General features: G+C 61.9%; 18 protein-coding genes. 8 read left to right on the top strand and 10 right to left on the bottom strand.

Features of this window, described 5'->3' with window-relative positions; all coding sequences use genetic code 11:
* The first annotated feature begins 105 nt into the window (after positions 1-105).
* The 6 genes from ASD83_RS18010 to mnhG are packed head-to-tail and all read left to right on the top strand — an operon-like array spanning position 106 to position 6066.
* Positions 106-3009 carry a monovalent cation/H+ antiporter subunit A gene (locus tag ASD83_RS18010; protein WP_082561359.1) on the top strand — a complete coding sequence of 968 codons (2904 nt, stop codon included), beginning with the start codon at positions 106-108 and terminating at the stop codon, positions 3007-3009.
* Positions 3000-3335, top strand: a complete 336-nt coding sequence (locus tag ASD83_RS18005; protein ID WP_056313563.1) for a Na+/H+ antiporter subunit C — start codon at positions 3000-3002, stop codon at positions 3333-3335. Before ASD83_RS18010 ends, ASD83_RS18005 begins: the two co-directional genes overlap by 10 nt.
* 1 nt (position 3336) lies before the next feature.
* A complete protein-coding gene (locus ASD83_RS18000) occupies positions 3337-4935 on the top strand; it encodes a monovalent cation/H+ antiporter subunit D (RefSeq protein WP_320409148.1) in 1599 nt (532 codons plus the stop codon).
* Positions 4932-5417, top strand: coding sequence for a Na+/H+ antiporter subunit E (locus ASD83_RS17995; RefSeq protein ID WP_056313561.1), 486 nt, complete (start codon positions 4932-4934; stop codon positions 5415-5417). The genes ASD83_RS18000 and ASD83_RS17995 overlap by 4 nt, the downstream gene beginning before the upstream one ends.
* Positions 5414-5695: a K+/H+ antiporter subunit F gene (locus ASD83_RS17990; RefSeq protein WP_056313558.1), complete on the top strand. Its 282-nt coding sequence runs from the start codon at positions 5414-5416 to the stop codon at positions 5693-5695. The genes ASD83_RS17995 and ASD83_RS17990 overlap by 4 nt, the downstream gene beginning before the upstream one ends.
* Positions 5692-6066, top strand: coding sequence for a monovalent cation/H(+) antiporter subunit G (gene mnhG, locus ASD83_RS17985; RefSeq protein ID WP_056313555.1), 375 nt, complete (start codon positions 5692-5694; stop codon positions 6064-6066). Before ASD83_RS17990 ends, mnhG begins: the two co-directional genes overlap by 4 nt.
* Here the strand turns inward: mnhG and ASD83_RS17980 are convergent.
* The gene (locus ASD83_RS17980; protein ID WP_056313554.1) at positions 6055-7356 is read right to left on the bottom strand and encodes an NAD(P)/FAD-dependent oxidoreductase; all 1302 of its coding nucleotides are present in this window, start codon (positions 7354-7356) and stop codon (positions 6055-6057) included. The genes mnhG and ASD83_RS17980 overlap by 12 nt on opposite strands.
* The gene (locus tag ASD83_RS17975; protein WP_056313552.1) at positions 7356-8717 is read right to left on the bottom strand and encodes a glutamine synthetase family protein; all 1362 of its coding nucleotides are present in this window, start codon (positions 8715-8717) and stop codon (positions 7356-7358) included. Before ASD83_RS17975 ends, ASD83_RS17980 begins: the two co-directional genes overlap by 1 nt.
* 102 nt (positions 8718-8819) lie before the next feature.
* Between ASD83_RS17975 and ASD83_RS17970 the strand changes: the two genes are divergently transcribed.
* Together ASD83_RS17970 and ASD83_RS17965 are read left to right on the top strand one after the other, a co-directional pair.
* Entirely contained in the window at positions 8820-9587 is a 768-nt protein-coding gene (locus ASD83_RS17970) for a gamma-glutamyl-gamma-aminobutyrate hydrolase family protein (RefSeq protein ID WP_056313551.1), read from the top strand.
* The gene (locus ASD83_RS17965) at positions 9584-11011 is read left to right on the top strand and encodes an aminobutyraldehyde dehydrogenase (RefSeq protein WP_056313549.1); all 1428 of its coding nucleotides are present in this window, start codon (positions 9584-9586) and stop codon (positions 11009-11011) included. Before ASD83_RS17970 ends, ASD83_RS17965 begins: the two co-directional genes overlap by 4 nt.
* Here the strand turns inward: ASD83_RS17965 and ASD83_RS17960 are convergent.
* From ASD83_RS17960 to ASD83_RS17925, 8 genes are all read right to left on the bottom strand, one after another.
* Entirely contained in the window at positions 11008-12705 is a 1698-nt protein-coding gene (locus ASD83_RS17960; RefSeq protein ID WP_056313547.1) for a hypothetical protein, read from the bottom strand. The genes ASD83_RS17965 and ASD83_RS17960 overlap by 4 nt on opposite strands.
* Positions 12706-12791: 86 nt before the next feature.
* Entirely contained in the window at positions 12792-14207 is a 1416-nt protein-coding gene (locus ASD83_RS17955; protein WP_056313545.1) for an exopolysaccharide biosynthesis polyprenyl glycosylphosphotransferase, read from the bottom strand.
* 79 nt (positions 14208-14286) lie between these two features.
* Positions 14287-15507, bottom strand: a complete 1221-nt coding sequence (locus tag ASD83_RS17950) for a hypothetical protein (protein ID WP_056313544.1) — start codon at positions 15505-15507, stop codon at positions 14287-14289.
* Between the two features lie 25 nt (positions 15508-15532).
* On the bottom strand, positions 15533-16978 hold the full coding sequence (locus tag ASD83_RS17945) for an aspartate aminotransferase family protein (RefSeq protein WP_056313542.1): 1446 nt from the start codon (positions 16976-16978) through the stop codon (positions 15533-15535).
* A gap of 9 nt (positions 16979-16987) precedes the next feature.
* Positions 16988-17998, bottom strand: coding sequence for an NAD-dependent epimerase/dehydratase family protein (locus tag ASD83_RS17940; protein WP_056313541.1), 1011 nt, complete (start codon positions 17996-17998; stop codon positions 16988-16990).
* A 54-nt stretch (positions 17999-18052) separates the two neighbouring features.
* Positions 18053-18475, bottom strand: coding sequence for an EamA family transporter (locus ASD83_RS17935; RefSeq protein WP_056313539.1), 423 nt, complete (start codon positions 18473-18475; stop codon positions 18053-18055).
* Between the two features lie 8 nt (positions 18476-18483).
* Complete coding sequence (locus ASD83_RS17930; RefSeq protein WP_056313537.1) at positions 18484-19812, bottom strand: FAD-binding oxidoreductase; 1329 nt, start codon at positions 19810-19812, stop codon at positions 18484-18486.
* Complete coding sequence (locus ASD83_RS17925) at positions 19812-21251, bottom strand: UbiA family prenyltransferase (RefSeq protein ID WP_056313535.1); 1440 nt, start codon at positions 21249-21251, stop codon at positions 19812-19814. The genes ASD83_RS17930 and ASD83_RS17925 overlap by 1 nt, the downstream gene beginning before the upstream one ends.
* Between the last annotated feature and the right edge of the window lie 185 nt (positions 21252-21436).

Below are 21436 nucleotides of genomic sequence, written 5' to 3'. Positions count from 1 at the left end.
CGAGATGACCCTGCAAGTTAAGCATAAAGTGGTCTTCTCAGGAGGCGTGAGCATCCCTATACCTTGGCTATAGATTCGAGCCTGAGGACTGGCCCCCTGCCTTCAATACCGACCGACTTCGCCCTCCCCCTTCTCTGCGCTTTGCCATTTCTGGCAAGCGTGTTTGTATTGGCCGCTCCCGGTGAAAAATACCGGGGCGCGGCCTGGGTTACAGCGGTCGTCGCGGCCATTCTTAGTCTCTTGTCCATTGCCCTCTTTCCCGCCATCGCCAATGGCGAGGTGCTGATCAGCCGCATCGAATGGGTGCCGCAGCTTGGGCTCAATCTGACGCTGCGCCTCGATGGGCTCGCCTGGCTCTTTGCTGTCCTGATCACCTGCATCGGTTTTCTGGTGGTACTTTATGCCCGCTACTACATGTCGCCCAAGGACCCGATTGCGCGCTTCCATGCGCTGCTGCTGGCCTTCATGGGTGCTATGCTGGGTCTCGTTCTCTCGGGCAATATCATCCAGCTCGCCATCTTCTGGGAACTGACGAGCCTCGTTTCGTTTCTCCTCATCGGCTATTGGTATCACCGCGGCGACGCGCGCGATGGCGCGCGCATGGCGCTGATCATCACCGGTACGGGGGGCCTCGCGCTCTTTGCCTCCATGCTGGTGCTCGGCCATATCGTGGGCAGCTACGAGCTCGACGATGTTCTGGCCTCGGGCTCGATGATCGTTGAAAGCCCGCTCTATCCGGTGGCGCTGATCCTCTTTCTCCTCGGAGCTTTCACCAAGTCGGCGCAGTTCCCGTTCCAGTTCTGGCTGCCCAATGCCATGACGGCGCCGACCCCGGTTTCGGCGTATCTGCATTCCGCGACCATGGTGAAGGCCGGCGTCTTCATCCTCACCCGCTTCTGGCCGGTCATGCATGATCACCAGCTCTGGTTCTGGATCGTCACCTATACGGGGCTCGCGACGCTCCTCTTCGGGGCCTATACCGCGCTGTTCCAGCGCGATCTCAAGGGGCTTCTCGCCTATTCGACCATTTCCCATCTCGGGCTCATCACCACGCTTTTAGGCATGGGCACGCCGCTCGCAGCGGTCGCCGCCATCTTCCACATCGCCAATCACGCCACCTTCAAGGCCTCGCTCTTCATGGCCGTGGGCATCATCGACCACGAGACCGGCACGCGCGATGTGCGCAAGCTGAGTGGCCTTAGAAAATACATGCCCTTCACGGCGACGCTCGCCATCATCGCCAGCGCTGCCATGGCCGGCGTGCCGCTGCTGAACGGTTTTCTGTCCAAGGAAATGTTCTTCACCGAGACGGCGGAGTTCGATCCCAACGTCTTCGTCAATCTCTCCCTGCCGATCGTGGCTACCCTCGCGGGCATGCTCAGCGTCGCCTATTCCATCAAGTTCGTGCACGGCGTTTTCTTCGGCCCTCCGCCGACGGAACTCGAAAAGGTGCCGCACGAGCCCCCAGCGCTGATGCGCCGCCCGATCGAAATTCTGGTGCTGATCTGTCTTGCCGTCGGCATCATTCCCGGCATCACCATTGCGCCCTATCTCGCGGCGGCCGTGCACTCGGTTCTCGGCGCCGAAACGCCCTATTACAGCCTCTCGGTCTGGCATGGCTTCAATCTGCCGCTGGTCATGAGCCTTATCGCCATGGTCGGTGGGGCGGCCATCTATGTGCCCTATTACCGAAAGCTCCGCGATATCGACGGCGTGCCGCTGACGCGCGGGCTCGTCGGGCAGCGTGTGTTCGAACGCCTCCTCGTCACCGCCACCAATCGCTGGGCCCGGCATCTTGTCGGCGCCTTTGGCACGCAGCGCCTGCAACCGCAGATTTTTGTCGTCATTTTCCTCGCACTCGCAGCTGGCATCGGCGCCGCGTGGGCGCGCATCGGCAATCTGCCGCTGCCGCAGAGTTTTGATCCGGTGCTGGGGCTGGTCTGGCTCCTTGGTGGCATCAGCGCTCTTGCGGCTGCGCAGCAGGCAAAGTTCCATCGCCTTGCCTCCATGATCCTCATGGGGGGCGCGGGGCTTGCGACCTGTCTCACCTTTGCCTGGTTCTCGGCGCCGGACCTAGCGCTGACCCAACTGCTGGCCGAAATTGCTACGACCGTGCTCATTCTCCTGGGTCTGCGCTGGCTGCCCAAACGCAGCCCCATCTCGGAACCCGCGCCTGTAGCGGCCCGGTTCCGTAGATATCGCGACGTCGTGCTTGCGGCCCTGGTGGGGCTGGCCACGGCTCTGGCGAGCTACGCCATCATGACGCGCTCGGCGCCCGAGGGCATTTCCGACTTCTTCCTTGCCAATGCCTATAAGCAAGGCGGCGGCACCAATGTCGTCAATGTCATGCTGGTCGATTTCCGCGGCTTTGACACCATGGGCGAAATCACCGTGCTCGGCGTTGTGGCGCTAACGGTCTTTGGTCTCCTCCGCCGCTTCCGTCCGGCCTCCGACAGCGCCGACAGGCCCGAACAGCAGCGCATGCTCGACGACTATGCGCCCGGCTCCGGGGATACTGTGGCCGACGATTTCCTGCGTATTCCGGCGCTGATCATGAACTGGATGTTCCCGGTCATCGTCGTCGTCGCCATCTATATGCTGATGCGCGGCCATGACCTGCCGGGCGGCGGCTTCATCGCCGGTATCGTCATGTCGCTGGCCTTCATTCTGCAATATCTCGCGGGGGGCACCCGTTGGGTGGAAGAGCGGCTGCGCATCCTGCCGCTTCTCTGGATCGGCTGGGGCCTGCTGCTGGCCCTTCTCACCGGGCTCGGCGCCATGGTTCTTGGCGCGCCATTCCTCACGTCCGCCTTCGCCTATGCGGATATTCCGCTGATCGGCAAGGTGCCGATGGCCACGGCGCTGATCTTCGATCTCGGGGTCTTTGCCCTCGTCGTCGGCGCAACCGTGCTGATGTTGATCGCTCTGGCGCACCAATCCATTCGCCGGCCCAAGGTTTCGGGCTCCAATAAGCCCAAGCAGCGTATGGGGGTCGACAAATGGAACTGACCCTTGCTGTTGCCATCGGCATTCTTTCGGCGTCCGGGGTCTACCTGCTGCTGCGTCCGCGCACCTTCCAGGTGATCATCGGCCTGTCGCTCGTCTCCTATGCGGTTAATCTCTTCATCCTCTCGATGGGGCGGCTGCGCATGGATGCGGCGCCGATTCTGTCGGGTTCCGATGCCAATATTGCCGACTATGCCGATCCGGTGCCGCAGGCTCTGGTGCTCACCGCCATCGTCATCGGCTTTGCCATGACCGCCCTTTTCCTTGTCGTGCTGCTCGCCGCTCGTGGCATCAGCGGCTCCGACCATGTTGATGGAAAGGGGGATTGAGATGACCGGCATGAACCACATCGCCATCCTGCCGATCCTCATTCCCATGGCGGCAATGGTTTTCAACCTGCTCGTGGGCGACGGACGCAGCAATCGTAAGATTATCGGCCTCAATATCGGCTTCAGCGTGCTGCTGCTGCTGGTTTCCATCCTGCTGCTGGCCGTGCTGGCGCAATCGGACACGGCCGCCGCCGCGGTCTATCCGCTCGGCAGCTGGCCGGTGCCCTTTGGCATCGTGCTCGTGGCCGACCGGCTGGCGGCGGTCATGGTTCTCACCACCTCTATCCTGTCGCTCGCGGCCCTGATCTTTGCCTCGGCCCGCTGGCACAGCCGCGGCACCAACTTCTTCCCCCTGTTCCACGCTTTGGTCATGGGGCTCAATGGCGCTTTCCTCACCGGCGACCTCTTCAATCTTTTCGTCTTTTTCGAACTGTTGCTGGCCGCGTCCTATGGCCTGGCGCTCCACGGTGGCGGGCGCAATCGCGTGCGCGCGGCCATGCACTATATCGTCATCAACCTCGTCGCCTCCTTCCTGTTCCTGATCGGCGTGGCGCTGATCTATGGCACCACCGGCACGCTCAACATGGCCGACATCGCCCGCGCGGTGCCGTTTATCGCCGCCGATGACCGTGGTCTTTTTGAAGCCGGCGTTGCCGTGCTTGGCATTGCCTTCCTGATCAAGGCCGGCTCCTGGCCGCTGCATTTCTGGCTGCCCAATACCTATTCTTCGGCCGCGCCGCCTGTTGCCGCGCTCTTTGCCATCATGACCAAGGTGGGTTTTTACGCCATCCTCAGGCTCTGGACCCTGGTCTTTGCCAATCAGACCGGGCCGGAGCTGACATTCGGGCAGAACACGCTGTTTGTTCTCGGCATTGCCACGGTCGCCTATGGCAGCGTCGGCGCGCTTTCGAGCAAGGCGCTCGACCGGCTCGCGAGCTACCTGATCCTCGTCTCGGCGGGCACGCTACTGCTTGCCGTCGCCTATAACGAGCCCGGTGTCACCACCGGGGCGCTCTACTATGTCGTCGTGGCAACTCTTGCCGCGGGCGCGCTGTTTCTCCTCAAGGACGTCATCGATCAGGTGCTCCCTGCCGAGGCGCAGATCCTTGCCGTGTCGCTGGAATTTTATGGCGACGAGGAAGATGTCATCGACGAAGATCAGGAAGTCAGCCGCAGCTTCCCCGCAGCGGCCACCTTATTAAGTTGGTGTTTTGCCGTCGCGGCTCTGGTCATGGCCGGCCTGCCGCCGCTCTCGGGGTTCCTCTCGAAATTTGCCATGCTGTCCGCAGCCTTTGGCGCTGCGAACGCGCCGACGGCGGCGACCTGGTGGCTGACCGGAGCGCTCATCGTCTCCGGCCTCTTCGTGCTGATCGCCATGGTGCGCAACGGCATCAATATCTTTTGGACCTCGCTGCCCGATGACGGCGCCTTGCGCCTGCGGCCGCTCGAAATCGGCCCGATCATGGTGCTGCTGGCGCTGTGCATCCTGATGGCTGTGTTCGCGGGACCAGCCATGAGCTACTTCGCCGATACGGCGACGTTCATTCACTCGCCCCAGAACTATATCGATCTGGTCCTGCCCAAGGGAGACGCCACATGAGACGTCTTCTGCCCCATCCGATCCTTGCCGGTTTTCTCCTCGTGCTCTGGCTTGTCCTGCAGCAATCGGCCGGGCTCGGGCATATCATTTTCGGCGGTGTTATCGCCATTGCAGTGTCTATCGCGGCGAGCGCGATTATCCCCGAACCAATCGTCATCCGGCGGCCGTGGAAGTTCGTGCAGCTTATTGTCGTTGCCGGGCTCGATATCATCCGCTCGAACCTTGCCGTTATGTCGGTGCTGTTCCATCCGCGCCCCAATCCGACGGCCGGGTTCATCGAGATGGACCTGACCCTCAAGAACCCGTTTGCGCTGGCCATCCTTGCCGTCATTCTCACCGCCACGCCGGGCAGCGCCTGGCTCGAATATGATCGCGCGCGCAGCACCGTTCTCATTCACGTCTTCGATCTCGTCGATGAAGCGGAATGGGTCGCGACGGTCAAGAAGCGCTATGAGGCCCTGTTGCTGGAGATTTTCCCATGAGCATAGCCATTCTCGAATGGAGCCTCTTTGCGGCCCAGATCATGCTCGGCTTCGGCATGCTGGCAACGCTCTATCGCATGGTCGTGGGGCCAAGGGCGCAGGATCGCATCCTGGCGCTCGACGCACTCTATGTCGTCGCCTTGCTGCTGCTCATTACCCTCGGCATCCGCACCAATTCGCAGGTCTATTTCGAATTGGCCATGCTCATGGGCCTCTTGGGCTTTGTCGGCACGGTGGCGCTGGCAAAGTTCCTGATGCGCGGCGAGGTGATCGAATGATTTCCGACCTGCCGCTCTGGCTCTCGATCCTCGTTTCGGCCTTCGTCGTGCTCGGCGCCCTGCTTACCATGGCCGGTTGCTTCGGCCTCGTCCGGCTCAAGAGCTTTTACCTGCGCATCCACGGGCCGACCATGGGCACCAGCATGGGGGGCGGGCTCATTCTCCTTGCCTCGGCGATCTATTTCACCGTGACGCGTGAGCGGCTGGTGGTGCACGAACTGGTCATCTTCCTGTTCGTGACGCTGACAACCCCGGTGACCCTGATGCTCCTGGCCCGCGCCACGCTGTTCCGCGATCGCGTCGAGGGCAATGAAGGCGTGCCCAAGCGGCCCGAAAAAATCGAGACGCCCGCCGCGCCCTTAAAGACCTAGGCGATCCTTCAGCGCATACCACCATGAGCCGAGCGTCGAATATTGCGCCCGGAACATGCGTCCGCCGGGGAATGGAATCCAGGGCAGCGCCGCAAAGGTATCGAAGCGCGTCATGTCGCCTCTGATCGCCTCGGAAAGAATGCGGCCGAAAAGATGCGAACCGGTGACGCCGTGGCCGGAATAGCCGTGAGCAAAGTAGACGCGATTGCCCAAGCGCCCCATCTGCGGCACGCGGGAGAAGGATAGCGCGAAATTGCCGCTCCAGGCGAAATCGATACGCTCGCCCTTCAGTTGCGGAAACACTTTTTCCAGATTGGGCTGGAGCTTTGCCACCACGTCCGCCGGGTCGGTGCCGCCATAGACGACGCCGCCGCCGAAGATCAGCCGATAGTCGGCGCTGATGCGGAAATAATCGAGAATGTAGCGCACGTCTTCGACGCACATGCCGGTGGGCAGAAGCGCTTCAGCCCGCTCCTTGCCGAGCGGCGCCGTCGCCATCATCTGCGTTGAAACGGGCATGACCCGCGCCGTCAATTCGGGCACGACATTGCCCAGATACGCATTGCCGCAAACGACGGCGGTTTTGGCCGTCACCTTGCCGGTAGCGGTGTGAACAATGGCATTATCCGCATTCTGCTCAACGCGGGTGACCGGGGAATGCTCATAAATGACCCCGCCCAAACCTTCGAAGGCGGCCGCTTCGCCCAGCACCAGATTGAGCGGATGCATATGCCCGCCGGAATGGTCGATCATGCCGCCGGCATAGACGTCGGACCCGATATGGTTTCGGATCGCGTCGCGGTCGAGCAATTCGTGATCGTCCATGCCGTGGCGTTGCCAGAGCGCCTTCTTGGCCTCAAGCTCGCGCATATGCTGTTCGGTATACGCAGCATAGATATTGCCGCGCTTGAGGTCGCACTCGATGCCATAGCGGGCGACCCAGTCATAGATGATGCCTGCCCCCTCCTGCACCATGCCCCCAACGAAGCCGGCGGTCTCTGTGCCATAGCGCTTGCCGATGGTGGCGAGACTGGCATTGAGCCCGTTGACGACCTGTCCGCCATTGCGCCCAGAAGCGCCCCAGCCCACTTCGGCGGCTTCCACCACGACCACCTTGAAGCCATGCTCGGCCAGATGGAGGGCGGTCGAGAGGCCTGAATAACCGCCGCCGACGACGCAGATATCGGCCGTTACCGCGCCTTCAAGTTTTTTGGTCTGCCGGACGATATTGCGCGAGGCGGCATAGTAGCTCGGCGGATAGGCCGAATTGGCGTTTGGGGTCTCGGCCATCACACCACCTCGAGATAGGCGGAAAATTCGAGATCGGTCACCTGCGAGGCAAAGCCGGCGATTTCCTGACGCTTGCAGGCAACCAGCATGGATTGCAGCGTCGTGTCGAAAATCCGCGGGATCATTTCGCCGTCTTCGAAGGCGTTGACCGCGGAAGCCCAGTCGGCCGGCAGTTTGGGGAGACGCTCGGAATAGGCGCGCCCCTTGAACGGCTTTGGCGGCTTTAGGCCATCCTCAATTCCCACCAAAGCCGCCCCAAGTACCCCGGCAAGAACCAGATAAGGGTTGGCATCGGCTCCCGATACACGATGCTCGATGCGGCGCGCCTTGGGATTGCCGCCGGGAATGCGCACCGCGGTCGTGCGGTTTTCATAGCCCCAGGAAATGGCGCTCGGCGCATGGGTGTCCGGTCGCAGCCGCCGATAGGAGTTGAAATGCGGCGCAAAGAGCAGGGTGGATTCCGCCATTCCGGCCAGCACGCCACCAACAGCGTTCAGCATTACATCCGAGCCGGTCTCGGTGCCATCGTCGAAGACATTGTTCCCCGCAACGTCGTTGAGGCTGAAATGGACGTGAAAGCCATTGCCCGAGCGCGTGCCATAGGGTTTGGCCATGAAGGTCGCGACCAGTTTATGCTTGCGCGCCACGCCCTTGACGATGCGCTTGAACAGCACCGCGTCGTCTGCGGCTTTCAATCCATCGGTATGGAGCAGGTTGATCTCGAACTGGCCAACGCCGTTTTCCGCGACTGCCGTATCGGCCGGCACGTTCTGCTGCTCGCATTGCAAATAGACGTCGCGAAAAAATTCGCCAAAATCTTCCAGCTCGTCGAGCGAGAGAATGGCATCGGAATCCAGGCGCTTTCCCGTATAGGGCGAAATCGGCGGCGTCGCCGAATCGGCGTTGGGGTCGACGAGATAGAATTCGAGTTCGGTGGCGACGACCGGTTTGAGCCCGATCTCGGAATAGCGCCGCAAGACGTGCGCGAGGGCCTGCCGCGGATCGCCCAGAAACGGTGTGCTGGTATCCTGAAACAGCCAGAGCGGGATCATGGCGCTGGGGCGCGTCGTCCAGTTGATCGGCAGGGCGCCCCGTCCGGTGGGGCTACAAATGCCGTCGACGTCGCCGCTTGAATAGACCATGGGATTGCCCACGATATCCTCGCCCCACACATCGACGCCGACGATCGAGAGCGGCATGCGGATGCCGTTTTCCCCGATACGCCTTGCCTGGTCGATGGGGATGCGCTTGCCGCGCATGATGCCGTTGAGATCGCAGACGGCGGTGTGCAGCACTTCGATCTGTGGGTTCTGTTCGAGCCACGCCACGATGTCGGTATTCACGCTCGTTTCGATGCTCATGCCTCGTCCGTCGACTTTTGGTGCGTTCCGGCGTTACCCTAGCAGGAGCCTTCACCCAAGGGGAAGGCAACAAGGCATTTTCGCCGGGGTTGGAAGAATATCATGCAGCATCGGCCTCTTATCGGCGTCATTGCCTGCGAGCGTCAGGTCGAGGGCGAGCCCGCCCAGGCGGTCAAGCATCGCTATCTTGAGGCGGTGGAACGGTTCGCCGGCGGGGTTCCGGTCATCATTCCGACCAATCAGGCGCCGGCCAATGCCGCCGAAATCGTCTCGCGGCTTGATGCCGTCCTCCTCACCGGCAGCGGTTCCAATATCGAGCCCAGCCGCTATGGTTCGGCAGCATCGGCGCAGGCGCCGACCGATCACGGGCGCGATCTTTTTGGACACGCGTTGATCCGCGCGGCCGTGGATGCCGGCAAGCCGGTTTTCGGCATCTGCCGGGGTTTGCAGGAGATCAACGTGGCGCTCGGCGGCACATTGCGTGACCTGCGAGAGACCAACCTTGCACAAAAACACCATGCGGCCCCGGAAGCCGATCTTGGCGAGACTTTTGCCTATTGCCACGACGTCAACGTCGTGGCCGGCAGTATGCTGCAGCGTCTTTCGGGCAGCGAACCCCTGGCGGTCAACAGCGTCCACTATCAGGTCATTGATCGCCTGGCCGAAGGGCTGGCGATCAATGCCACCGGCCCTGACGGCGTGATCGAAGCGATCTTTGCCAATCACACGGCGGCGCCGGTCTTTGCGGTGCAATGGCACCCCGAATGGCGCCCCGAGGGGCGGGCGCATGATATGGCTTTCTGGAATTATCTCGGCGAAGCGGCGCGCGCCGACTATCTGCCGGCGGCTCAATTGGAGACGAGGGCATGAGCGCATTCGAAACACGCCTGTTCATCAACGGCGATTTTATCGCCGGCGAGGGCGCGACAGAAACGGTGTTCGAACCGGCATTGGGGAGCACGCTTGCCGAGGTTGCCTCGGCCAGCCCCGCGCAGGTCGATTTGGCCATAGGCGCCGCCCACAAGGCTTTCGCCTCCTGGTCGAAAACCACGCCGCGCGAGCGCAGCGCCGCATTGCTGGAGGTGGCGGACCGCATCGAAAAGGCGGCCGCAGCGCTCGGGACAATCGAATCGCGCAATGCCGGCAAGCCGCTGCGCTATGCGCAGGGCGGCGAGATCGGCAATGTCGTCGATGTGTTCAGGTTCTTCGCCACGGCGGTGCGCAATATGCCGGCTCCCGCTGCGGGCAATTACCGGTCGTCCAATCGCCTGAGCCTCGTGCGCCGCGATCCCATCGGGGTGATCGCCCAGATCGCGCCCTGGAACTATCCGCTCCTTATGGCCGCCTGGAAGATCGCGCCGGCGATCGCGGCGGGCAATACGGTGGTCATAAAACCCTCCGAACTAACCCCGCTCAGTCTTCTGGCGCTGGGCAAGATCTTTGCCGAAGTGCTGCCGCCCGGGGTTATCAATATCATCTGCGGCAATGGGCCAGATGTTGGCCAAAAACTGATCTCGCATGATCTGGTGCGGATGATTTCCCTGACCGGCGATGTGCGCACCGGGCGCGCCGTGCTGCAGGCTGCGGCCGGGCCGATGATCAAGCGCACGCATCTCGAACTCGGCGGCAAGGCGCCGGTGATCGTCGCGAGGGATGCCGATCTCGACAAACTGGTCGAAACCCTGCGCGAGGCGAGTTTTTACAATGCCGGGCAGGATTGCACCGCGGCCTGCCGCATCTTTGCCGACAAAACCATCGCGCAGACGCTGACCGACAGGCTCGAAACCATGGTCGGGTCGCTGGTCTATGGCAAGCCCGAGCGCGGCGATGTCGAATTCGGCCCTGTCATCAGCGCGCGGCAGCGTGAACGGGTGGCGGGTTTCGTAGATCGCGCCAAAAGCTCCGGCGCCGATGTCATGCAGGGCCGCGCTGCGGACGGAGACGGGTTCTTTTACACTCCGACGCTGGTCGCCGCGCCGATCGAAGCCGAGATCGTGCAGAAGGAAGTTTTTGGTCCCGTCGTCAGCATCACGCCGTTCGATACGGTGCAAACCGCCGTGGATTGGGCCAATGCTTCCGAATATGGTCTTGGCTCGTCAGTCTGGTCGCGCAATGGCGAAGAGGCTTTGGCCATTGCCGATGCGCTCGAATACGGCGTCACCTGGATCAATACTCATGGCGTTATGGCAACGGAAATGCCGCATGGTGGCATGAAGAATTCCGGCTATGGCTCGGATCTCTCGATGCAGTCGCTGCTCGACTATACCCAGATCCGGCACCTGATGTTTGGCTAGGCGGCTGCCTTGGCGGCACCCGGAATGTCCGCTGCGTCCAGCACAAGATCAGCCAAGGCTGTCAGCGGCTGGCAGGCGGCAAGATTGTCGCTGTCGAGCGCAAGGATAACCACGTCATAGAGTTCGGCGAGCGCCTGAACGAGGATGCGCACGGATTTGGCGCCGGGGTCGAACTGCGCCTGACATCCCCAGGGCACGAGAGCGGTGTCATGCGATCCGCTGCCGTGGATGATATCCGCAAAGGATGCAAGGCCCAGCGACAGGTCGCTGATCCCTGGCGCTCTGCCGCGATGGCGGCCGGCCGCGTCGACCAGAACCACGCGTCTGCCCTGACGTTCATATTGGCCGAGAAGTCGCCGCGCCGCCGCGCCCATGTCGCCCCGGCAACGAATGGCGACGATGTGGGCATCGTCCAGCCCATTGGTACTTGCCGGCAGTTGGCCGGCATCCTCTTTGACAATTGCATTGCCGGGCTCGGGCGTCATGGACCAGTCCGCGGCAAGGGCGACGGCGGGCAAAGGCGAAGCGTCGAGCCAATTATGCGCCTCTGCCTCAGTTGCTTCCAGCGCGTCGACTTGCGCATAGGCGTAATCGTCTTCGGGCTCCATGGCCTCTTCCGGCACCCGCCGGCGTGCGCGCAAAAAGGCGAAAAGACCGATCTGGCCAAAAAAGGCGAGGCCGCCGGAGAGGGCCAGAACCAGATCGGTCCGGACCGGGCGGGGAAGGGCGGTTACCTTTGGTTCGGGCTGGTCGCCAACAGAACCCGTCACGACGCTGGCATCCGCCACGGCCGGCGCGGTGGCGGCGATCAATTGGTCGCGAAGTCCATCTTCGAGGCGCCGTGCCGCATCGCGGTCGGCGACAACGAGCTGCGCCAATTGCTGCATGCCCCGATCGAGGGCGGCGGAAAGCTGGTCGATCTCTTCCTGCAGCACCCGCATGCGCGGGTGATTGGGCAGCAGATTGACCGAAAGTTTCTCGAGCTCAACCTCGAGCACTGCCAGATCGTCAATCTGCCGGCCGAGGCTGGGCAGGTTTTCCGCGTCGAGCGCCAGCATGGCGTAATTGCCATCGGCAATCAGGGATTCGATGCGCCGCGCGCGGCTTTCAAGCCGTATCCGGTCTTCCCAGGCAAGACTGAGCCGTTTTTGCAGCAGCTGGGTCTCGTCATTATTGCCCGGAATGGTGGCTGGTGCCGTTGATGCCGCCTCTTTTGGTGGAGCCTCGGATAGTGCAGGCGGCAAGCCCGCAAGGGTGACATAGCTTTCCGCGATTGCCGCCACGATGGCCCGGGCCCGTGCCGGGCTTCCGGCAGTGGCGGTGAGGTCGAGATGGGCACCGCCATCGGCAGGCTGCAAGGTCAGGCGCTTGGCCAGCAAGGCCGTCGTGTCGAGCACCCCGCCGCCGTCGCGGCGCAGTTCGGCAACGATGTCGGGCGTCAGCCGGGAAATGGCGTCGCCCAGATGCTGCTGGTCGATCAGCTTTGCAGCCTCCTGCGCGGGTTCGCTGCCGGCGGGCACGCGGATGGCGAGGCTCGCCTCAAATGTCTGGGGCATGAACTGAATGGCGGCAAAGGCGGTGAACATCACCACGGCCGTCGCAGCGGCCATGCGCGGCAGGCGCGGCGCGAGCGCCACGAAAAACTGGCCGGCGCCAGTCAGGGCCTTGGCCTGCTGCATGAGTTTGGTGGTCATCGCTCTTTCCGTTCGGATCAAACGATGACGCAACGTGGTTAATATTCCCCAAACCCAATCGCAGAATGCGAGGACGGGCCCCTGGATCAGCCGGCGTTCTGCCGCGTGCGCGGGGAAAAAATGGTCAGCAAGACGATCCAGATATCGAGGAGGACAGACCAGTTCTCCGCATAATAGAGATCGTGCAGCGTGCGCGCTTCGATCTTGTCCTGCGTTGATGTATCGCCGCGATGGCCATTGACCTGGGCCCAACCGGTAATGCCGGGCTTGATGCGCTGGCGCTGCGCGTAAAGTTCGAATTTCTCCGAAAGCTCATCGTCATGGGAAATGGCATGCGGACGCGGGCCGATAAGGCTCATTTCGCCGCGTAGCACATTGATGAGCTGGGGCAATTCGTCGATGCTGGTGCGGCGGATGAACCGGCCGATGGGCGTGATGCGGGGGTCGTTGACTTGCGCCTGGCGCATGGCGCGGCCGTTTTCCATGACCCGCATGGAGCGGAATTTCAAGATGTGGAAATTGCGTCCGTTAAAGCCGCGGCGTTCCTGGCGGAACAGCGCCGGACCGGGGCTGGTCGTCCTGATCAGGATGGCGATGGTCAGCAGCAGCGGGGACAGCAGCAACAGGCCAAAGCCAGCGGCGGCAATGTCGAAACTGCGCTTGAACAGATGCCCCATATCGTTGAGCGGGGCGCTCAGCACGCGCACCGAATTGACCGAGCCCAGCGGCACGATATCGACGAGATCGACCTTGGACCGCTCAAAGCCGCGCGCTGGATAGAGCAGCACATTGAGCGCATAGGGGCGGCACGGATCGATGATGGTCTCGATGGTCTGCAAATCGTTGAGATCACCGACCAGCAGAACGTGCTGGCAATTCTTATCGATGCAGCGGCGCGCAAAGGCGGCAATGGCTTCCGGCGCCGGCAGCGTGCCGGACATGCCTTGGGGCAGGACAAGATCGGTCACGACCTGCCCGCCCTGCTGCCAGATGCGCGGATCGGCACGCAGCCGCGACACGGCTTTTTCGTCGCCGATAACGCCGATGCGCTCGACCTGGAACTGGCCCAGCGCCAGCATTTTGGCAATCCGGCGATAGAGATAGATGCGCAGCATGGTCAAGACGAATGGCGTGATGAACAACCAACCCCAGAAAGTCCGGCCCCAGATCAGGTCCCAGCGCGAGACGGCGAGCGCCACGAGAAAAGCGATGGCAGCGGCCGGGAACCAGCTCATCACGGCGTGAAGAGCATAGGGCTGGCGCAGGTCGGCATAGGCGAGGAACTTGCGCGCGGCACGCGAGGCCAGCGCGCCATAGATGAGGCCCGCCGTGGCTCCCACAGCCAGAACGATCAGGATGTCGTGCGCGTAGGACAGCATGAGGCTCAGCGCGGCGGCCGCCATGCCCTCCACAGTGCCGACGATACCGCCCAGCGTGGCCCTTCCGGACAGCTTGAACCGCCGCCGCCGTCGCGCCTCTCGCTGTTCCGCCACAACGCTCATTTCCGGCCCATCTAACACTCAGATCGTATCCCAACTCTTGCCCGGCGCCCTAATCCGGGGCGCTGGGCATAACTATCGTTCACGGGCGCTTTGCCTGCAGCGCCTGGTCATTTGTAGGGGTCATGCCCGCGGTCCAGGCGGCAAAGGCCAGGAGGAACAGGATCGTCAACTGCGCGAAATAGATGCGTCCGTCGCTGAGGGGAAAGACGGCGAATTTCGCAGCGATGGCGAGCAACGCGGTCAATACCAGCACCTGACGGCGCTGATCGCCAATGGCGGAACGGAAGTACAGCGCGCCGATCCAGGCAAGGCCCAGAGCGTAGGCGGCGAGCCAGGTATTCTCAAACAGCGAGCGGTAGATATTAAAGCCGATCGCAGTGAGATAGACGATCGGCGAGAAATCGGGATGGAAGCCGACCATGGTGTCCTGGATCTGATAGGTCGAGAACCAGACATGCGACCAGTAGCCGACATCGTCCGTCGTCTGGCCGATGACGAACCAGGCGATGAGGCCGGCCAGGAAGGTCAGCGCAAATATCGGCGTCGAGCGGTCGCGCAGAAACCAGGCGCAGGCCATGAGGACACCGGTGGTCGCGATCTGGTCTGGGCGGGTCAGGATGGTCAGCAGCATCAGCACTGAACCTTGCATGTCGCGCTTGCGCTCATAGGAAAGCAAAGAGGCGATGAGCAAGGCATTGCCGAGAAAATCGGGCTGCTGGGTGGCGTAAAAGCCCGGGAATTGCAGCACGAAGAACAGCGCCACGACGAGCGGCGCATAGCCCGAAAGCCGGGCCGAGCGCAGCCAGAGGCCGACCGATGTGGTCAGGATCAGAAGTGCCGCGATGTTGATGACATAGGTGGATTCATAAGCCCCGGTGATCGGGGTCAACCACTTCATCAGGCTGATATAGAGCCATTTCATCTCATACATGCCGAGCATGGAGACGAAGGCGTCGGGATCGGCGAACTGGCGGATGCGATAGCTGCCTGCCTCGGTCAGGGCCGCGAAAGCCTCGGGCGGCACCGCGTCCCTGACGACACCATAGGCATAGGCGTGGATTTCGGCAGCGCTCGTGGCGCTGCCTTTCACCATGGTGCCGAGATAGGCCAAAACGTCCCAATTGTAGACCGGGCGAAGAAAGGTCATGGCCACGGTGACGAGCACGAAGCCCGCCAGCGTCAGCACCGAGAAGACATCGGCATGCCGCCAGTAAAACTGGCGCAGCGCCTGCAGCCCGCCGGCGAGCGCACCTTGAAGCGTGCCACGCAGGTCGCGCCGGCGATCGAGGTCAGTGGTCATGGTCAATTTCCGCCCTCCCTGTTCGTTAGCCCACCTGGGCCCGGACGAAGTCCGTGACGATTTTCACGACGCCGCGCGACAGGACCTCATCGAGTGCGGCGATGAATTCGTCGACATTTTCGCGTGTGCAGATCAGCGGCGGTTCGAGCCGGATGACGTTGCGGTTATATTCGGTGAAGGCGACGAGCACGCCATGGTCGCGTAGCAGGTGGCTGCCGATGAAACCGGGGAGGGACCCCTTGAGCTTGTCGTCGAGCGCGGCGACGACCGGACGCAGGACCAATGGCAGAGTCTGCGAGAAGTCGTGGAATTCGAGGCCCACCATCATGCCGCGCCCGCGCACGTCCTTGAGGAGGCTCGGATATTTGGCCTGCAGCGCGCGCAGTTTTTCGATCAGGTAGGTGCCGGTTTCGGCCGAATTATCGATCAGGCCTTCGTCATAAAGCACGTTGAGCGCTTCGATCGAGGTGACCGAGGCTTCGCCGATGCCGCCAAAGGTCGCCATGGCGTGAATCATGGCGGTCTTCGAGGTGCCATAGGCCTTCATATAGACATCGCGGCTGGCGATCATGGCGCCCATGGCCGCCTTGCCGCCGCCGAGGGATTTTGCCAGCGCCGTCACGTCGGGCACGACGCCATAATGTTCAAAGGCGTAGAATTTGCCGGTACGGCCAAAGCCGCATTGCACTTCATCGGCCACCCAGAGCACGCCATATTTGTCGCAAAGCGCCCGCAGCTTGGTCCAGAATTCGGCGGATGCCTCGATGATGCCGCCGCCGCCCTGCACGGTTTCAAGCACGATGGTGCCGATGGCGGGGTCGGATTTGAAGGCCGTTTCAATGGCGTCGATATCGCCAAAAGGCACGCGAACGGTGTTTTCGGTCAGCTTGAACTGGCCGCGATAAAGCGCGCCATCGGTGATCGAGAGAACGCCCTTGGTCTTTCCGTGGAAGGAATTTTCCGCATAGACGATTTTGGGCCGCGATGGGCCGGCGGCGCGCTCGGCGACCTTGATGGCCGCTTCCATGGCTTCCGAACCCGAAGAGCCCAGGAACACCATATCGAGATCACCCGGCGAACAGGCGGCAAGGTTGGCGGCGAGCGCCGTCGCATATTGCGAAAGGAACGCGATGGCGATTTCCTGGCGCTTTTCTTCGGCAAACTTTTTGCGCGCTTCAAGAATGCGCTTGTGGTTGTGGCCGAAGGCGAGCGAGCCAAACCCGCCGAAGAAGTCGAGGATTTTTCTGCCGTTCTGATCGAAATAATACATGCCCTCGGCACGCTCGATCTTGATCTTGTGGAACCCAAGCAGCTTCATGAAATGCAGCTGGCCGGGATTCATGTGTTCGGTGAACAGCTCGTTGATCTTCTTAATGTCGAGCGCCTTGGCGTCTTCGACAGTAAGAAGATCGGGCTTCTGTGTCTTGGTTGTGCGCGCCGGGGTGTCGGACAGTTTCATTACGCTGCTCATGCTAACTCCTCACGCGGCCTTGGACTGGGTGACTGATGCCGGCTCGGCGCCGGCAAGCTTCTTGTGGTATTCGGTATAGGCGGCGACGAGCATGTCCTCGTCGCGATACTGCGGCACCCAACCCAGTTCCCGCTCGCCCTTGGAAACGTCGAGAATGCACATCTCGTCGGCGATCAGGTATTGCTCGGGGTCCATGATCGGCATGTTCATGAGGTCAAGCAGGTCGAGCGTGCGCTTCACCGCCCAGCCCGGCGTCGGCACCAGCAGCGACTTCGAGCCGGCGTGCCTGATCAGCTTGGTGAGGAGTTCGCGCGTCGTCGGCGGATTGAGCGAGCCAAGGTTGTAGACCTCGTTGGGCACGCCCGCCGTGAACGCCGCATGGGCGGCCGAGGCGCAGTCAAAGACCGAGATGAACTGGTAGGGGTTTTTGCCCGAGCCAATCATCGGCACCGGCAAGTTAAGATCGATCAGCTTGAAGAGCTTTGCCAGAATCCCCAGGCGCCCCGGCCCGATGATGAGGCGCGGACGGAAGAGGGAAATGTTCATGCCCTTCTCGCGCCATTCGGCGGCGAGCAGTTCGGTCTTGTATTTGGAAAGGCCATATTCCCCGAGCGGAGCGCAGGGATGGTCCTCTTTCTGCGGCCAGGTAAAGGTGTGGCCATAGACCATGTCCGTCGTGAAGTGCACGAGCCGGTTGGCCCCGGCCTTGTCCATGGCGCGGATGATGTTCTCGGTGCCGTAATAGTTCACCGGGAAGAAGAAATCGTGCCGCTTGGCCCGCACCTGAATGGGCGAGAGCATCTTGGCCGAGAGGTTATAGACCATGTCATCGGGCTTGATGCCGAGATTGCCCACCGAGACATCGCTCGTCACATCGGTCTTGATGAACTGGACATCGCGATAGTGCGCCAGGTCGGACTTGACGATATCGGCCACGACCACCTCGTGGCCGGCGTTGAGAAGACGCGGGGCCAGATGCCGGCCAACGAAGCCATCACCGCCGAAGATAATGTGTCTCATGTTTGCTACCGCCCTAACTGTGAAAACTGTTGTTTTGTCTGGATGAACTGGGGATCAGGTTCGGGCCTGATCGAGGCTGGCGACGGTTTCCGTCGCTTCGACATGCTTGGTTCCGCCCTGCGCGATCAGCACCGTGCCCACGCAAATCAGGGCAATGCCGGCGATCTTGAGGGCGCCGAGGTCTTCCTTGAAAACCAGCCAGGCAAAGAGCGCGACCGCCACATAGGCGAGGCTGAGGAAGGGATAGGCGAAGGAGATGTCCACCTTGGAGAGCACATAGAGGTGCGAGGCCATGGAGATGACGAAGGTCACGAGCCCGGCAAAGACCCAGGGATTGAAGACGATCTGGAAGATGCGCAGGATCGCCGTGTCGGCCGTGAAGCTGATGGAGCCAAGGTTCATCATGCCGGCCTTGAGCATGAGCTGGGCGGCCGCATTGGTGAAAACGGTAAAGAGGATAAAGGGCAGATAGGTCATGATGTCCTCTATTCGGCCGCCAGGGCCGGTGCGTGTGCGGAAAGGCTGAGCGCGGTGCGCCGCCAGAAATCCGAGAAGAAGCGCGGATCGCGATATGCTTCGAGCTCAGTCCATTCGGGAAAGCCGGCAGCAAAGGTTGCCGCGCTCATGCGCTGGTCCTTGTAGGGATTGACCCGACCGCCGGCCTCGGTCGTCAGGGCATCGAGCCTTTCGAGCAGCTTCAGGGTCGAAGCGCCGCGATTGGAAAAATCCATGGTCAGCGTGTAGCCAGGCCGCGGGAAGGAGAGGGTGCCGGGTGATGCCACGGCGCCAAAGCGCTTGAGCACCGTCAGGAATGAAGCCTGTCCCGCTTCGCGGCTGGCCTCGAGCATCTGCGGAATGATCGCGCGGGCCGCCTCGAAGGGAATGACGCTCTGGTGCTGAAAGAGCCCTTTTGGGCCATAGAGCCGGTTCCAGTTCCCCACGGCATCGAGCGGATAAAAGAAGCTGCCGTACCCACTGAGCGTCTTGTTGCTCTTGCGCGCCTTGGCGTGGAAGTAGGCGAAATTGAATGCCGTCAGGCTCAGACCGTTGAGCATGGAAAACGGCATTTCGAACGGCACGGAGAGGCGCGTCGCCGAACGCGCGGTTTTAAAATTGCCATTGTCCGCGTGATTGCCGGTGAGCAGCACACCCCGGTTGGAGCGAGACAGTTGGTCGACCCAGGCGACGGCATATTCGTTGGCAGCATCGGCGCCTTCGGCGAGATCGAAATAGCCTTCGAGATTGGAGAAAGGCGTGATCTCTTCTTCGATATCGAGCGAACCGACGCGCATCAACTTGATGCTGGCGCTGAGGATAATCCCGGTCAGCCCCATGCCGCCGATGGTGGCGGCAAAAAGCTCGCTGTTCTGGGTGGCCGAGCAGGCGTAGCGGGCGCCGTCCGAGCGCAGCAGTTCAAAGCCGGTGACGTGGCAGCCAAAGGTGCCGCGAACATGGTGGTTCTTGCCATGCACGTCATTGGCGATGGCGCCGCCGAGGGTCACGAAGCGCGTGCCGGGGGTCACCGGCAGGAAATATCCATGCGGGGCCGTATGGGCGATGATTTCTTCAAGCGATGCCCCGGCTTCCGCCGTGAGAATACCCGTTGCCGCATCGAAGGCCAGAATGGCGCGCCGCGAGCGCATGGGCACCAGCGCACCGGCATCGTTGTGGCAGCTATCGCCATAGGACTTGCCATTACCGAAGGCCAGCAGACTTGGCCCACCGGCGCCGAGGCTCGCAATGGCGAGATCAGGCGTCAACGCCTGGCGCGGGCGTCGGTCGATGCGGCCAAAACTGTCGAGGTTTGCCGCCATCAGATGAAATTCCCCGCGATCATCAGCAGCGCGCCGAAGGCGACGAAGATCTGGCTGCGCCAGTCCGTGGCGATGAACACCACCGGGTCGTCATGCATTTCGCGCCGGAAGGCGAGAATCCAGATGCGGATGACGATGTAGAGCACGATCGGCACCAGCGGCCAGATCAGCCAGGGCGAGGAATAATAGCCGATGATTTCCTGGCTCTGGATGTAGAGCGAGAGCACGAGCGTCGCCGAAAAGGCCGAAGCGATGCCGGCCTGACCGACAATGGCCATGTCCTCGGGCCGATAGCCGCGCCCGGCAATGCGGTCGCGCTCGCTGACCTTGGAGGTCTGCAATTCCACATAGCGCTTCACCAGCGCCAGGGAGAGGAAGAAGAACATGGAAAAGGCCATCAGCCAAAAGGACAACGGCAGGTCCGAGGCTGCCTTGCCGCCGAGAATCCTGAGTGTGTAGAGGCCGGCAAGGCACAGCACGTCGATCAGCAGCATGCGCTTTACGGCAAAGGAATAGGCCGTGGTCGTCACGATATAAAGGCCGATGACCAGCGCAAAGATCGGCGGGAGAAAGACGCAGACCAGTATGGTGAGGGCCAGAAGACCGGCCGAAACCGACAGCCCGAAGGGGATCGATAGCGTGCCGTTGGCGAAAGGCCGGTTGCGCTTGGTGGCGTGTTGGCGATCGAGCGGCAGGTCAATAATATCGTTGATGATGTAGATGGCCGAGGCGGCCGCGCAAAAGGCGATGAAGGCGCCCAGTGAGGGCAAAAGAACCTCGGGATTGGCGATTTCATGGGCAAGAACGGCCGGAGCAAAAACCAGGAGGTTCTTCAGCCACTGATGCACCCGCAGCATTTTCAGGTAGGTCTTGAGATCAGGCTTCCGGCGCTCGAAGCGGCGTGCGCCGGTCCTTTGCGCATAGCGATGGGCGGCCCGGTCCGGCGCCACGACCACGGCGGCGCGCGCGACTTCGAAGACCGGGAGATCGGCGTGATCATTGCCGGCATAGTCGAAACCGCCTTTGCCGAAGCGCTCGACCAGCAGCGCCGCCTTGCGGTGGGCGGCGAGGTTGAGATCTCTCGCCGAGGCATGAAAGGTGGTGAAAATGCCAAGGTGGGCGGCAACGGCCCTCGCAAAGGGTTCGGCCGCCGCGGTTACGAGCACAATGTCGCGGCCGGTGGCTTTTTCGGCATGGAGAAAATCCAGAAACTCCTGGCGATAGGGCAGGATGGAGGCGTCGAAATCCACGCGGCTGGCAATTTCGGCCTTGAGGCGCGCCTTGCCGTCCATGAGCCATACCGGAAGCATGAACAGCAGGAGCGGGTTTTTCTTCAGCAGCTGGAAGATGCTTTCCCAAAGCAGGTCCGCTGATATCAGCGTGCCGTCGAGATCCACTGCCAAGGGCAGGTCTTTGCTGTTCTGTGCCCGCACGTTCATGTTGCACCCCGTCTCAACGGACTGGCGCCGGGCTCTTTGCTCCGTGGAGCGATATTGAGCCGATTGCGCCTGCCCCGTCAGGTGTTGTCCCACGCCTGACTTGCCGCCCCTTCTGGGCTTTCCTATTTGGGCGGCGCTTTGCTCTTGGCTAAAACCACCGTCCCGCACCGGCGTAACTAGCGGCT

This window comes from Devosia sp. Root685 (assembly GCF_001427875.1).
Classification (GTDB): domain Bacteria; phylum Pseudomonadota; class Alphaproteobacteria; order Rhizobiales; family Devosiaceae; genus Devosia.
Note: the sequence above shows the minus strand (reverse complement) of the source record. Positions and strands in the feature narration are given on the sequence as shown.